15 protein-coding genes are annotated in these 12,994 nt (G+C 70.7%); 10 read left to right on the top strand and 5 right to left on the bottom strand.

What is annotated here, in order from left to right:
* Positions 1-100 precede the first annotated feature (100 nt).
* Positions 101-550 carry a universal stress protein gene (locus ACQE3L_RS07015; RefSeq protein WP_426963056.1) on the top strand — a complete coding sequence of 150 codons (450 nt, stop codon included), beginning with the start codon at positions 101-103 and terminating at the stop codon, positions 548-550.
* 45 nt (positions 551-595) lie between these two features.
* Here ACQE3L_RS07015 and ACQE3L_RS07010 read toward each other — a convergent pair whose 3' ends face one another.
* The 3 genes from ACQE3L_RS07010 to ACQE3L_RS07000 form a co-directional block, all read right to left on the bottom strand.
* Complete coding sequence (locus ACQE3L_RS07010) at positions 596-1,243, bottom strand: YqaA family protein (protein ID WP_426963055.1); 648 nt, start codon at positions 1,241-1,243, stop codon at positions 596-598.
* Between the two features lie 104 nt (positions 1,244-1,347).
* Positions 1,348-1,908: a hypothetical protein gene (locus ACQE3L_RS07005; RefSeq protein WP_426963054.1), complete on the bottom strand. Its 561-nt coding sequence runs from the start codon at positions 1,906-1,908 to the stop codon at positions 1,348-1,350.
* 101 nt (positions 1,909-2,009) lie between these two features.
* A complete protein-coding gene (locus tag ACQE3L_RS07000; RefSeq protein WP_426963053.1) occupies positions 2,010-2,576 on the bottom strand; it encodes a peptidylprolyl isomerase in 567 nt (188 codons plus the stop codon).
* Positions 2,577-2,708: 132 nt separating this feature from the next.
* Here ACQE3L_RS07000 and ACQE3L_RS06995 point away from each other — a divergent pair, with 132 nt between their 5' ends.
* From ACQE3L_RS06995 to ACQE3L_RS06980, 4 genes are all read left to right on the top strand, one after another.
* A complete protein-coding gene (locus tag ACQE3L_RS06995) occupies positions 2,709-2,909 on the top strand; it encodes a XapX domain-containing protein (protein WP_426963052.1) in 201 nt (66 codons plus the stop codon).
* A gap of 89 nt (positions 2,910-2,998) precedes the next feature.
* Positions 2,999-4,312: a 5'-deoxyadenosine deaminase gene (locus ACQE3L_RS06990; RefSeq protein WP_426963051.1), complete on the top strand. Its 1,314-nt coding sequence runs from the start codon at positions 2,999-3,001 to the stop codon at positions 4,310-4,312.
* 82 nt (positions 4,313-4,394) lie between these two features.
* Entirely contained in the window at positions 4,395-5,684 is a 1,290-nt protein-coding gene (locus tag ACQE3L_RS06985) for a glucose-6-phosphate isomerase (protein ID WP_426963050.1), read from the top strand.
* A gap of 41 nt (positions 5,685-5,725) precedes the next feature.
* The gene (locus ACQE3L_RS06980) at positions 5,726-6,547 is read left to right on the top strand and encodes a CPBP family intramembrane glutamic endopeptidase (protein ID WP_426963049.1); all 822 of its coding nucleotides are present in this window, start codon (positions 5,726-5,728) and stop codon (positions 6,545-6,547) included.
* A gap of 27 nt (positions 6,548-6,574) precedes the next feature.
* On the opposite strand, the gene ACQE3L_RS06975 is transcribed toward ACQE3L_RS06980, so the two are convergent.
* Positions 6,575-7,195: a DsbA family oxidoreductase gene (locus ACQE3L_RS06975; RefSeq protein ID WP_426963048.1), complete on the bottom strand. Its 621-nt coding sequence runs from the start codon at positions 7,193-7,195 to the stop codon at positions 6,575-6,577.
* Positions 7,196-7,324: 129 nt separating this feature from the next.
* On the opposite strand from ACQE3L_RS06975, the gene ACQE3L_RS06970 reads away from it, so the two are divergent.
* The 3 genes from ACQE3L_RS06970 to ACQE3L_RS06960 are packed head-to-tail and all read left to right on the top strand — an operon-like array spanning position 7,325 to position 10,663.
* Positions 7,325-7,885: a response regulator gene (locus tag ACQE3L_RS06970; RefSeq protein WP_426963047.1), complete on the top strand. Its 561-nt coding sequence runs from the start codon at positions 7,325-7,327 to the stop codon at positions 7,883-7,885.
* Positions 7,886-7,937: 52 nt separating this feature from the next.
* Positions 7,938-9,818 carry an ABC transporter substrate-binding protein gene (locus tag ACQE3L_RS06965; protein ID WP_426963046.1) on the top strand — a complete coding sequence of 627 codons (1,881 nt, stop codon included), beginning with the start codon at positions 7,938-7,940 and terminating at the stop codon, positions 9,816-9,818.
* On the top strand, positions 9,815-10,663 hold the full coding sequence (locus tag ACQE3L_RS06960) for a phosphatase PAP2 family protein (RefSeq protein WP_426963045.1): 849 nt from the start codon (positions 9,815-9,817) through the stop codon (positions 10,661-10,663). The genes ACQE3L_RS06965 and ACQE3L_RS06960 overlap by 4 nt, the downstream gene beginning before the upstream one ends.
* Positions 10,664-10,706: 43 nt before the next feature.
* Here ACQE3L_RS06960 and ACQE3L_RS06955 read toward each other — a convergent pair whose 3' ends face one another.
* Entirely contained in the window at positions 10,707-11,132 is a 426-nt protein-coding gene (locus ACQE3L_RS06955; RefSeq protein WP_426963043.1) for a CopG family ribbon-helix-helix protein, read from the bottom strand.
* A 159-nt stretch (positions 11,133-11,291) separates the two neighbouring features.
* Here ACQE3L_RS06955 and ACQE3L_RS06950 point away from each other — a divergent pair, with 159 nt between their 5' ends.
* Positions 11,292-12,089 (top strand): basic amino acid ABC transporter substrate-binding protein, encoded by a 798-nt coding sequence (locus ACQE3L_RS06950; RefSeq protein WP_426963042.1) that lies wholly within the window; start codon positions 11,292-11,294, stop codon positions 12,087-12,089.
* 3 nt (positions 12,090-12,092) lie between these two features.
* Positions 12,093-12,902: an amino acid ABC transporter permease gene (locus ACQE3L_RS06945; protein WP_426963041.1), complete on the top strand. Its 810-nt coding sequence runs from the start codon at positions 12,093-12,095 to the stop codon at positions 12,900-12,902.
* Positions 12,903-12,994: the final 92 nt, after the last annotated feature.

Raw genomic sequence — 12,994 nt, 5'->3', positions numbered from 1 at the left:
GAGGCGACCGGTTCCGGACCGCGGGGCCGCCGCGACGGGAGCGATGCGGCCGGGGCGTCCGCCGCGTCATTTATGCGGCTACCGGATGAGTCGAGGAACGATGTACGACAGCATCCTCCTGCCGACCGACGGAAGCGAGGGCGTCGAGCGCGCGACCGAGCACGCCATCGAGACCGCCGAGCGCTACGACGCGACGCTCCACGTGCTGTACGTCGTGGACAGCGACGTGGTGAACGCCTACTCCGGCGACGAGTTCGTCCACGAGTTCGAGGGCGTCGAACAGACGCTGGAGGACACCGGGCTGGAGGCCGTCGGCGACATCGCCGAGCGCGCGGCGTCGGCCGGCGTCGACGAGGTCGTCACCGAGGTCGTTCACGGCGACCCGCACGAGGAGATCCTCCGCTACATCGACGACGAGGACATCGGCCTGACGGTGATGGGGTCGAAGGAGCGCTCCGGCGACTACCGCCGGATGCTCGGCTCCGTCACGGAGCGCGTCGCTCGCGGGTCGAGCAGGCCGGTGACCATCGTGAAGACGAGCGTCGCGTAGCGCGGTCCGCCCCATCGAGACGGTCGCGCGATCCTCGGTCGCGCCTTAGAACACCGCGAGCGCGCCGCCGACGAGCAGGATGGTGACCACGAGGCGACCGAGGCTCCCGAAGAACGTCGCGACCGCGAACTTCCGATAGTCGCGCTCCAGCACCGCGAACGCGTAGATGGAGATCGTGTCGGGGAAGAAGGGGACGCACAGCGCGAGCGCCAGTCCGGCGTAGCCGTACCGGCGCGCGACCGTCACCGTGCGCTTCTGTGACCACTCCACCACGTCGAACCGCGACCGCTCCAGCCACCGGATCACCGGGCCCGCGCGCTTGGCCTCCTGGCCGAGGTGGAACGCGAACAGGCTCCCGAGCGCCTTGCCGGTCGCGCTCACGAGCATTATCAGCCCCAGCACCGCCCAGTAGGGGATCCCGAGGTCCAGCGGCGCCGCCAGCACCACCTCGCTGGGGCCGGGCAGCGCGAAAGCGATCAGGAAGGAGTAGACGAAGATGACCCCGAGCCCGCCCCAGCCGGTTGCCGACTCGACGGCGCTCTGTGACACCGAGACGATCGTCGACCAGATCGTCTCGAACGCCGCGGCCGACAGAAGGGACTCGAGCGCCACAGCGCCTGCGAGACCGTCGAGCGCGGCTATCGTCCGGAGGGCGTCGAGCGTCGCAGCCGGGAGGAGGGTACCCACACCCATTCGCCTCGGCGTTCCCGGCGTGCGGTGTTAAACCTGTTCGATTCGGTCACGCGACGCGCTCGCCCGTCCGCAACCCGCGTCAGCCGGCGGAGCGGTTCCGGTGCTCAACAGGCCGCGTACGTCGCATCGAGCGTCCCGGCGTTCTCGTTGACGACCACCTCGAAGTGCCCGTGGCACTCGCTGGTCACGACGGTCAGCGTCGCGGCCGCGTCGCCGAGCTCGGCCCGTACCGGAAACTCCCGGACACCGTCGTACCGGTCGGCGAGCGTCTCGAACGCGTACGCGACCGTCGTCGCCTCCGGGGGCACCGCGACGGACTCGTCGAACAGGGGCTCGTCCCCGGAGGCTTCCCCGTCGGGCGGTCTCACGACGACGCGGACCTCGTGTGTCTCGTCGTCCCGGTTGTCCAGCCGGAGGCGTTTGTCGTAGTCGGGTTCGTTTGCCGCCTCGTGCCACGGCGCGGCGTCGTCGCTCCCTCCGCTCTCGTCGGTCCCCCCTTCGGCCGACGGCTCCGCGGCGGTCCTCGCGTCCTCCGCGGTCCGCGTACGGGTCGGCGTCGCGGTCGGCCGGTCCGTCCGGTCCGAGCGTCCGTCGATGTCCGCGCAGCCGGCGAGGGAGGCGACGCCGACCGCGGCTGCTGCGAGCACGCGCCGTCTGGAGGGCATACGCCGGCGTTCGTCGGGTCGATAAAGGGCCTTGTGGGTGGGGAGACGGTCGGGGCCCTGATCGGCGACGTGACGGAGAGAGAAACGGCTGCTTCGGCGCCCTACTCGTCGACCGCGACGGACTCGATCTCGACGTCGCGCTGCGGCTTGTCGCGGCGGTCGGTCGGGAGCGAGCCGATCTCCTCGACGACGTCCATTCCGTCGATGACCTGCCCGAAGACGGCGTGCTTGCCGTCGAGGTGCGGCGTCGCGTCCAGCGTGATGAAGAACTGCGAGCCGTTGGTGTTCGGGCCGGAGTTCGCCATCGAGAGGATCCCCGGGCCGTCGTGGGTGAGGTCGTCGTGGAACTCGTCGTCGAACTGGTAGCCGGGGCCGCCGCGACCGGTCTCCTCGGGGTCGCCGCCCTGGATCATGAAGTCGTCGATGACGCGGTGGAAGACGATGCCCTCGTACAGCGAGTCGCCGCGGACCTCGCCCGTCTCGGGGTCCTCCCAGGTGTTCGTGTCGACCGCGGGCTCGGCGTCCGCGGCGGGGTCGTGACGCGCGAGGCCGAGGAAGTTCTCGACCGTACGCGGCGCGCGGTCCTGGAACAGCTCGACCGTGATGTCGCCGTAGTTCGTCGACAGCGTGACCTGTGGGTTGTCGGGGTTGGAAACCTCTCGTGCCATGAGCGACGGGAGGCGGGCCGGGCGGAAAACCCTGCCCATCGCGGGTCGCGTGCGGTCGATCGTCTCGCGGTTTTCACACGGAGCCGACCGAACGCGGAGCCCTTTTGTCCGCGGGCGGGCGATGGGCGGGAAATGGCTTCCACAGCGACGCTGACGGTTCTCGCGACGCTCACGGGGCTGGCCGTGGGGTTCCTGTTCGCCTTCCTCCGCGTGCCGATCCCGGCCCCGCCGGAGCTGCCCGGTATCATGGGGATCGTCGGGATCTACCTGGGCTACAAGCTCGTCATGCGGCTGGACGTGGGGTTCGACCTGCTGGAGTCGCTCGGTCTCTGAGCGGCGGCCGCGAACGGAGGTCCGGTTTCGGACCGCGGCGACCGCGAACGGACACCCTCTTGTAGCCCCGCGGTCTCGAACGGACGGACATGTTGATCGCAGGCACCGTGGTCGCGGACGCGGACACGGTCATCGAGGACGGCGCGGTCGTGACGGAGGGATCGCGGATCGCCGCCGTCGGGGAGCGGGCGGACCTCGCCGAGACGTATCCGGACCACGAGCGGCGCGAGGCCGACATCGTCGCGCCGGGACTGGTGGGCGGGCACGTCCACTCGGTGCAGTCGCTCGGGCGCGGCATCGCCGACGACACCGCCCTGCTCGACTGGCTGTTCGAGGCGGTCCTGCCGATGGAGGCGGCGATGGACGCCGACGCGACGCGGGCGGCCGCGGAGCTGGGCTACCTGGAGTGTCTGGAGTCCGGCACCACGACCGTCCTCGACCACCTCTCGGTCCACCACGCCGAGGAGGCGTTCGAGGCCGCCGTCGAGACCGGGATCCGCGGTCGGCTCGGGAAGGTCCTGATGGACCACGACTCGCCGGAGGGGCTCGAACAGGACGCCGAGGCGGCGCTCGCGGAGAGCGAGGCGCTGATCCGGGAGTACCACGGCGCGGCCGACGGGCGCGTGCGCTACGCGATGACGCCGCGGTTCGCGGTCTCCTGCACCGAGGAGTGCCTCCGCGGCTGCCGGGAGATCGCGGACCGGCACGACGGCGTCACGATCCACACCCACGCCAGCGAGAACGAGGACGAGATCGCGGTCGTCGAGCGCGACACCGGGATGCGCAACGTCCTGTGGCTCGACGAGGTCGGCCTGACCGGGCCGGACGTGACGCTCGCCCACTGCGTCCACACCGACGAGGCCGAGCGCGAGGTGCTCGCGGACACGGACACAGTCGTCACGCACTGTCCCTCCTCGAACATGAAACTCGCCTCGGGGATCGCGCCGGTGCAGGACTACCTCGACCGCGGGATCACGGTCGCGCTCGGCAACGACGGCCCGCCCTGTAACAACACGCTCGACCCATTCACCGAGATGCGGCAGGCGAGCCTGCTCGGGAAGGTCGACGCGCGGGAGCCGACCCGGCTTCCGGCTTCGACCGTCCTCCGGATGGCGACCGAGGCGGGCGCCCGCGCGGCCGGCTTCGAGCGCATCGGCGCGCTCCGCGAGGGGTACCGCGCCGACCTGATCGGCCTCACCACGGACCTGACGCGTGCGACGCCGCTTCACGACCCGCTCTCCCACCTCGTGTACGCCGCCCACGGCGACGACGTGACGTTCACGATGGTCGACGGCGAGGTCCGCTACGCGGACGGCGAGCACGTCGGCATCGACGCGGCCGCGGTCCGCGAGCGCGCGACCCGCCACGCCCGGCGCATCGGCGAGGAAGCGGGCGTGCTCTGAGGGCGCCGCACCCGCTGCCGGCGATCCGGACCCCGGCCCCGCGACAGCAACCGATAAGTCGCGCTCGGCCGCCGGTTGAGGCATGCAAGTAGACCTCGGCAACGCCCTCGGCACGACGCCCGGGCTCTCGGAGGGGACGCTCGACCGACTCGACGACCGCGTGGCCGACGCCCACGAGCGGATCGCGGCCGGCCGCGCGGACCGCGAGTTCGGCTACGCGAGCCTCGCGCTCCCGGAGACCGCGGACCCGGACGCGATCCGTGCCGCAGTCGAGCCGTTCGGCCGTCCCGCGGCCGTGATCAACGTCGGCATCGGCGGGAGCGCGCTCGGGGCGGCGACCCTCTCGAACGCGCTCGACTCGCCGACGGACGCCTACTTCCTCGACAACGTCGACCCGGAGCACGTCGACGGGCTGCTGGCCGACCTCCCGCTCGAGGACGCCGTCGTCAACGTCGTCTCCAACTCCGGCACGACCGCGGAGACGCTGGCGAACTTCCTCGTCGTGCGCGAGGCGATGGCCGACGCGGGCGTCGACTGGACCGAGCGCACGTTCGTCACCACCGGGCCGGAGGGGAACCTCCGCCGCCTGGCCGAGAGACACGACCTCCCGGCGCTGGACGTGCCCGCGGGCGTTCCCGGTCGGTTCTCCGCGCTCTCGACGGTGGGACTCGCCTGCGCCGCGCTACAGGGCCACGACATCGAGGCGGTACTGGCCGGCGGCCGCGACGCGATGGGCGGGCTGTCGGGGTCGCTGTTCGAGACGCCGGGATACGCCTACGGCGCGGCGACGTACGCGCTCGCGGAGCGCGGCGCGGCGACGAACGCGGTGATGCCCTACGCCGAGTCGCTGGAGACGTTCGCCGAGTGGTTCGCCCAGCTGTGGGCCGAGAGCCTCGGCAAGGACGGAGTCGGCCAGACGCCGGCCCGCGCGCTCGGCGCGACGGACCAGCACTCCCAGCTCCAGCTCTACCGCGCCGGCCCGCCGGACAAGCTCGTGACGATGGTCCGGCCGCGCGATCGCTCGGACCGCGCCATCCCCGAGACGGACCTCGAGGGGCTCTCGTACCTCGGCGGGGCCTCGCTCGGGGAGCTGCTGGACGCCGAGTTCGAGGCGACGGAGGCGAGCCTCGCGGCCGCGGACGTGCCCAACGTCCGCGTCGAGATCGACCGCGTCGACGAGCGCTCGCTGGGCGAACTGCTGTACGGGATGGAGGCGGCCTGCGTGCTCTACGGCGAACTGGCGAGCGTGGAGACGTTCACCCAGCCCGCGGTCGAGTGGGGGAAGAAAGCGGCCCGCGGCCTGCTCGGCGGCGGCGACTTCCCGGAGGCCGACGCGGTCGCCGAGAAGCGGGAACTGCTGGTCGGGGAGTAGTTCCGGAGCGCCTATACGCCGCCTCGCCCAACCGAGGGGCAATGACGCAGGCGGACGAAGGCCCCGACGCGGCCCCCGGGACGGCGTCGAGCGACGCCGCGACCGACGCGCGAGTCGGGGGTCCGGAGTCGGAGGAACTCGTCACCGACCCCGCCGCGGCCGCGTTCCGGCTCGGGCAGGCCGTCCTCGTCGTGCTGGGGGCGTTCTTCGCCGCGGTCGCGGTGACCGGCTGGGGAACCGACGCGCTCGTCGGCCTCGGCCTCCTGACGCCGGAGACGTCCCTGCACACGATCGCCCAGACGGTCCTGCAGTTCCTCGGGTTCGGGATCGGCGTCGCCGGCTTCCTCGCGCTCGCCGACGAGCCGGGGCTGATCAGGGTCCGCGCGCTCGACCGGCGGGACGCGCTGTTGATCGGCGGCGGGGTCGTCGTGCTGCTTGTCCTCCAGTTCGCGCTGCTGTACGCGCTCCAGGTTCTCGGCCTGTCGACGGGAGAGAACCGGGCGATGCTGCCCGGCCGCGAGGACCCGACCTACTTCCTCTACATGGTGGTCGTCTCGGTGCTCGTCGTCGGCCCGGCCGAGGAGCTGCTGTTCCGGGGCGTCGTGCAGGGGCTGCTCCGGCGGGCGTTCGCCGCGTGGCCGGCGATCCTCATCGCCGGCACCGTCTTCGGCCTGATCCACTTCCCGTCGGTGCAGGGGGGCACGGTCGAGGCGCTGCTGTACGGCGTCGTCGCGACGCTGCTCGGCTGTCTGCTGGGGTACCTTTACGAACGCAGCGGGAACCTCGCCGTGCCGTCGCTCGCGCACGGGCTCTACAACGCGACGCTGTTCGGGATCCAGTACGCGGCGGCCGTCGGGGTCTGAGCCCGTTCTCGAAGCGCCCGGGGCGCGTCAGGCGCCCTCGACCAGCCGCTCCAGATGCTCCGGCGGGACGGCGCCGCTCGCGGCGTACTCGTCGTAGACCCACGTCGGGACGCCGGTGACGCCGGCGCGCTTCGACTCCTCGAAGGCCGCCGCCAGCCGGTCGTGCCACTCCTCGTCGGCGACCGCCTCGCGGATCTCCTCGGGGTCGAGGCCGACGTCCGCGGCCACGTCGACGATCACGTCGGGGTCACCGATGTCGCGACCGTCCTTCCAGAGGGCGTCCAGCAGCGCCTCGTCGAACGCCCGCCAGGACTCGGGATGGGTCTCGCGGACGTACAGCGACGCCTGCTGGGTGTTCCACGAGTCCACGTCCTTGCGGAGCTCCTGGGCCATCTCGGCGTCGTAGCGGTCCTGGAGCTTCCGGACGTTCTGGCGCGCCTGTTCGTAATACTCCTCGTCCTTCCCGTCGTCGGCGGCCGCGTCGATCTCGCCGTCGGGGCCGCGCTCGCGCCCGCGGAGGTCGAAGGGGTGCCACTCCAGCTCGAGCGGCTCCTCGCGCTCCTCCTGGTAGCGGTCGAGCGCGACGCGACCGAGGTAACAGAACGGACAGACGTAGTCGGAGTAGACTTCGAGGGTGGTCTCGCTCACGTTCGATCAAGGGGGTCGACGCCCGAAAAGGCGTTCGTGGTCGGCGCGCCGCGCGCACGACCGCGCGGGAGTCGGCGAACGGCCACCTCCTTTTTGAGGATGGGGTCCCGATGATGTTCGATGAGGAACATGAGTTCCACACGCGACCCCGTCGTGCTGGCGGTCGACGACGATACGGAGGTGCTCGAGACGTACCGCCTCTGGCTCCGTGACGGGTTCGAGGTGCGGACCGCCCCGGACGGGGAGACCGCACTGGAGACGCTCGGCGACGACGTCGACGTGGTCCTGCTCGACCGCATGATGCCCGGCCTCTCCGGCGGCGAGGTTCTCGACCGGATTCGGGAGCGGGAGGTGGACCCGGCCGTCGTGATGTTGACCGCGCTGGATCCCGACTTCGACGTGGTCGAGATGCCGTTCGACGCGTACCTCACCAAGCCGACGACGCGGGAGGAGCTCCGCGGCGCCGTCGAGACGCTGATCGAGCGCGAGAACTACAGCGCGAAGCTCCGTGCGTACTGCTCGCTCGTCGAGCGCCGGGCGACCCTGGAGGCGAACAAGTCCGACGCCGAGCTACGCGACCACGAGGGGTACGCGAGGCTGCAGAACCGGATCGACCGGTTGGAGTCCGAGCTCGGCGAGGACCTGGAGCTGGACCACGAGGGGTTCGTGGCGGTCGCACAGGAGCTGTAGCCCCGTTTGGACCGCAGGACTGTTATACGACCGCGGCGGAGTTACGGGGAGAATGACGCCCTCCCCCGCCACGACCCGTCGGGCGGTGATCGCCGGCTCGCTCGCCGGACTCGGCACCGCGAGCGCCGGCTGTCTCGGCCGCGTGCGCAACATCGCCGGGCGTGACGGGAGCACGCAGATGACCCTCGATGTGTACACGACGCCCGCGGACGCGGACCCGCACGGGATCCGCGTCGCCCGCCACCTCGAGGAGCACCTGCGCGCGGTCGGCATCGACACCCGCGTGAACACGATGGCGGAGGCGGACCTCTACCGTCGTGTCCTCATAAACCAGGACTTCGACATTTACGTCGGACAGTTCCCCGCACAGCAGCGGATCGACCCGGACGCGCTCTATCCCTTCTGTCACTCCGAGTTCAACCCGGAACCGGGGTGGCAGAACCCCTTCGGCGTCACCGACCTCACCATCGACGACCTCCTCGAGGAACAGCGCGGCGCGGCGTCCGACGACAGGCCGGCCGTCGTCGACGATCTGCAGCGCGAGATCGCCCGTCAACAGCCGTTCGTGACGGTCGCGTTCCCGGACGCCCTCACCGCGGTCCAGCGAGGGCGCTTCGAGGGCTGGCGACGCGGCGGGCGGGTCGCGAAGCCGATGCGGCTTCTCTCCCTCTCGCTGTCGGGGGACGACGAAGGGGCGGACGGGACGGACGACGGTGACGCGACCGGGGGCGACGGGTCGGATCGGCCCACGGAGACGACCGCGGAGGCGACCGCGGACGGCGGGGCCGCGGCGGACGCGACGCTCCGGCTCGTGACGACCGATCCCCGCGTGGCGGAGAACAGGAACCCGATCGCTGCGGAGTACCGCCGGCACGGCACGTTCACCGAACTGCTGTACGACTCCCTGATCCGGACGCGCGGGGACGAGCGGATCCCGTGGCTTGCGCGGGACGTGTCGTGGCTCGACGAGGAAACCGTGCGGGTCTCGCTCCGGGAAGCGACCTGGCACGACGGCGAGCCGGTTACCGCCGCGGACGTCGCCTTCACCTACGCGTTCCTCTCGGACACCTCGATGGGGAACGCGGAGGCGCCGATCCCCGCGCCGCGCTTCCGCGGTCGGTCGACGCTCGTCAGGACGACCGATGCCGTCGACGACCGGACCGTCGACGTGACGTTCGCGGACGCCAACCCCCGGGTCGGCCTGCGGGCGCTGACGGTCCCGATCCTGCCGGAGCACGTCTGGAGCGAGCGGACGAACGTCGCCGCCATCGCGGGGATCGAAGTCGACGAGCAGACGACCGACGCGCTCGTGTGGGACAACCCCGACCCGGTCGGGAGCGGTCCGCTCCGGTTCGTCGAAGCGTCGCCCGGCGAGCGTGTCGTCTTCGCGCGCAGCGACGACCACTTCCTCGACCGCGATCCCGACGGCGTTCCGGCGGACCTGCGGGGGAAGCCGGCGTTCGACGAACTGCTGTTGAACCTCGTTCCGTCCGACATCGCGGCGGTCGAACACGTCGCCGACCGCCGCGCCGACGCCACCGTCTCGAACCTCGGCCCGGAGGCGGTGCCGCGGATCGGACGCGAGCCTGACGCGACGCTGGTGAGCCGGCAGTCGGCCGCGTTCTACCACGTCGGGTTCAACGTCCGCAGCGAGCCGCTGTCGAACCCCCGCTTCCGCCGCGCGGTCGCCGGCCTGATCGACAAGGCCCACGTCGTCGACGAGGCGTTTCAGGGGTACGCACAGCCCGCCGCCTCGCCGCTCGCGAACGCCGACGAGTGGCTCGCCGACGACCTCCGGTTCGACGGACGCGACCCGGAGACCCCCTTCTTCGGGACGGACGGCGCTCTCGACGTGGAGGCGGCCCGGGAGGCGTTCCGCGAGGCGGGGTACCGCTACGGCGACGAGGGCGCGCTGCTCGTGAGGGAGCCGTGATCGAACGCTCCGCGGTGCTGCTGTCGGTCGTGGCCTACCTCGCCATCTCGACCGTGTCGCTGTGTCTGATCGTCGGCGTCGCGACCATCGGGCCGGGCCGGCTCTACCGGCTCCGGCACGACGCACTTCCCCGGATCCGAGAGGTCAGGCCGCAGATCCTCCTTCTGGTGGCGGTACTCCTCGTCAGCGCGGTCGCCCGCGAACGCCTCCAGGTCGTCTCGCAGCTCTACGGCCTCTACCTCACCGGCGCCATCTTCGCGTTCGAGGGGGAGTTCGTCGCGTGGCTGCAGGCGACGTTCGCGACGCCGCTTCGCACCCTCTACTTCTCGTGGGTGTACGTCTACGGCTACGTGTTCCTGCTCGTGTTTCCGTTCGTCGCCTACGGCGTCCTCGACGAGTCGACCACGCTCAAGCGGCTGATGACGGCGTACGCGCTCAACTACGCCATCGGGCTGGTCTGTTACACCGTCGTCTACGCTCACGGGCCGCGCAACATCATGCCCGACATGGTGCAGCCGCTGCTGTTCACGTTCAACCCGGACGTGCTGGCGCTCACGAGCGAGATCAACGAGAACACGAACGTCTTCCCGTCGCTGCACACCTCGCTGGCGGTCACGGTCGCGCTGTTCGCGCTGCTGACGCGCCGCGAGTACCCGGGGTGGGCGGCGATCGCCACGCCGCTGGCGCTCTCCGTGGTGATCGCGACGATGTACCTCGGGATCCACTGGCTCGTGGACGTGATCGCCGGGACCGCGCTGGCGGTGGGCTGCGTGGTCGCCTCCTACCGGTTCGTCGCGCCCGCGGCCGGCGAGACGACGGAGGACACGGCGTCGGTCGTGGAGTGACGGGACGGCGTCACGTGGCCGTCTCACTCCCGACGCTCGGTGATCACTCCGCGCCGACCGGTCCGAACTCGTCGACGGGCATCACGCTGTAGTCGACCGAGAGGGTGTCCTTCGTCGCGCGGATCCGGCCGACGAACGAGGAGATGTCCTCGAGCCGGCCCTCCAGCACGAACAGCTCCATGCAGTAGTGCGTGCCGACGTGGCTGTGGAAGTTGGCCGCCACGAGCGACTCGTGTTCGTGGCGGAGGTGCATCATCCGCTCCTCCACGCTCGTCGTCTCGTAGTCGAAAAGCACCGTGACGACGGCCATCAGCTCGCGGTCCTCCAGCTTCGCGTCCTCGAACTCCCCGAGCAGGTTGCGGGAGGCCTCGCGGACCACTTCGCTGCGGCCGGTGTAGCCGTGGTCCTCCGCGAACCCGTCCAGCCGCTCCAGCAGTTCCTCCGGCATCGAGACGCTGACGACGGTCATGTATTAACATCTTCGGCAAATGTTGTTAATCCTTGTGGTCTATACGCTCTCGAGACGCCAGCTGTTCACAAGACCGCGGACGGTGGGGCGGTGTCGGCGACGATTGCCGGACGCGTCCGGGAGGAAACCTTGAAACCGGTGCTCGCCAACGTGAACAGTATGTCACGCCGCACGCAGACGGACATGAGCCGCCGGACGTACCTGCAGATCACCGGCGCGTCGGCCGCGACCGGACTGACCGCCACCGCCGGCTGTATCGGCGGGGGTTCCGCCGGAACGATCACGCCGGGGACCGCCCCCGGGTTCGCCCCGTTCGAGATGAAGCAGGACGGCGAGCTCGTCGGGTTCGACGTGGACCTCATCGAGGCCGTCGTCGGGGAGACCGACTACGAGCTGGGCTCGTGGGAGGAGTTCGAGTTCGACTCGCTCATCCCCGCGCTGACGAACGAGCGGATCGACGTGATCGCGGCCGCGATGACGATCACCGAGGACCGCCAGGAGACGATCTCCTTTTCGGACCCCTACTGGGAGTCCGACCAGTCCGTCCTGGTCGTCGAGGACGGCGACTTCCAGCCCTCCGGCTGGGAGGACTTCGAGGGCCGCACCGTCGGCGCGCAGTCCGGGACGACCGGCGCCGACCAGGTGCAGTCGAACCTCATCGATCCGGGGATCATCTCCGAGGACGACTACTCCTCGTACGACAACTACGTGTTCGCGGTCGAGGACCTCGAGAACGGCAACATCGACGCGGTCGTCATCGACCTTCCCGTCGCCGAGACGTTCGAGTCCCAGCGCGACGTGACGATCGCCTTCATCGAGGAGACAGGCGAGCAGTTCGGGTTCGGCGTCCGGCAGGACGACGACGACGTGCGCGAGGCGCTCAACAGCGGGCTCGCGACCGTCCGCGAGGACGGCACCTACGAGGAGATCACCAACCGCTGGTTCGGTCAGGAGTAGGCGATGAGCGCCACGTCGACGCTCGCGCTCGTCGCGGCCGACAGCCCCGCGTCCGCCGGGACCGTCGCGGCGGCGCTCACGGCGCTCGTGGACGGCGCCGCGGCGCCGCCGCTGCAGATCGGCGAACTCGAGGACTGGGCGTTCGTCCTCAGAAACGCCGACTACCTCCTCGTCGGCGCGCTGATGACGGTCGGGCTGACGGTCGCGTCGATCCTGCTCGGCTTCCTCGTCGGCTTCCCGGCGGGCGCGGTCGAGACGTACGGGGAGGGGCTCCCGAAGCGGCTCGTCGAGAGCGTCGGCGTCGTCCTGCGCGGGACGCCGATCGTGGTGATCCTCGTGTTCATGTACTTCGTGCTGGGAGTGCCGTCGATCGACCTCGGCGTCGTGACGCTCTCGGGCGCGGTGATGTCGGGGATCCTCGGACTCGGGCTCCGCAGCGCCGCCTACCAGTCGCAGATCTTCCGCGCGACGCTCGGCAGCGTCGACGACGGCCAGCTGGAGGCGGCGCGCGCGGTCGGCATGTCGCAGTTCGAGGCGATCCGCCACGTCGCCGTGCCGCAGGCGCTTCGCCGCTCCGTGCCCGGGTTCCAGAACGAGTTCACCATCGTCCTGAAGGACACGAGCATCGTCTTCGCCATCGGGCTGGCCGAGCTGTTGACGCGCAGCTACGACCTGTTCGTCGAGCGGACGACCGCGGTGCTCGAGGTCATCATCTTCATCAGTGCCATCTACTTCGTCCTCACGTTCACGACGAACCGCGCGCTCGACTACCTCGGCGACTACTACGCGATCCCCGGAGGTGAGTCGGCGTGAGCGACGCTGACGCCGACGCGTCCGGGGCCGACGCGGCCGACGCGACCGACGCGAAGGTCGGCGATGCCGACGCCGGCGACGACTACCTCCGC

The organism is Haloparvum alkalitolerans, assembly GCF_050122995.1.
GTDB classification, from domain to species: domain Archaea; phylum Halobacteriota; class Halobacteria; order Halobacteriales; family Haloferacaceae; genus Haloparvum; species Haloparvum alkalitolerans.
This window is presented reverse-complemented; position numbering and strand designations above follow the sequence as displayed.

Coding starts and splice junctions, on each gene's coding strand:
- ACQE3L_RS06990 (WP_426963051.1), top strand. CDS start 2,999: ATGTTGATCGCAGGCACCGTGGTCGCGGACGCGGACACGGTCATCGAG.
- ACQE3L_RS07000 (WP_426963053.1), bottom strand. CDS start 2,576: ATGGCACGAGAGGTTTCCAACCCCGACAACCCACAGGTCACGCTGTCG.
- ACQE3L_RS07005 (WP_426963054.1), bottom strand. CDS start 1,908: ATGCCCTCCAGACGGCGCGTGCTCGCAGCAGCCGCGGTCGGCGTCGCC.
- ACQE3L_RS06995 (WP_426963052.1), top strand. CDS start 2,709: ATGGCTTCCACAGCGACGCTGACGGTTCTCGCGACGCTCACGGGGCTG.
- ACQE3L_RS06965 (WP_426963046.1), top strand. CDS start 7,938: ATGACGCCCTCCCCCGCCACGACCCGTCGGGCGGTGATCGCCGGCTCG.
- ACQE3L_RS06945 (WP_426963041.1), top strand. CDS start 12,093: ATGAGCGCCACGTCGACGCTCGCGCTCGTCGCGGCCGACAGCCCCGCG.
- ACQE3L_RS07010 (WP_426963055.1), bottom strand. CDS start 1,243: ATGGGTGTGGGTACCCTCCTCCCGGCTGCGACGCTCGACGCCCTCCGG.
- ACQE3L_RS06980 (WP_426963049.1), top strand. CDS start 5,726: ATGACGCAGGCGGACGAAGGCCCCGACGCGGCCCCCGGGACGGCGTCG.
- ACQE3L_RS07015 (WP_426963056.1), top strand. CDS start 101: ATGTACGACAGCATCCTCCTGCCGACCGACGGAAGCGAGGGCGTCGAG.
- ACQE3L_RS06970 (WP_426963047.1), top strand. CDS start 7,325: ATGAGTTCCACACGCGACCCCGTCGTGCTGGCGGTCGACGACGATACG.
- ACQE3L_RS06955 (WP_426963043.1), bottom strand. CDS start 11,132: ATGACCGTCGTCAGCGTCTCGATGCCGGAGGAACTGCTGGAGCGGCTG.
- ACQE3L_RS06985 (WP_426963050.1), top strand. CDS start 4,395: ATGCAAGTAGACCTCGGCAACGCCCTCGGCACGACGCCCGGGCTCTCG.
- ACQE3L_RS06950 (WP_426963042.1), top strand. CDS start 11,292: ATGTCACGCCGCACGCAGACGGACATGAGCCGCCGGACGTACCTGCAG.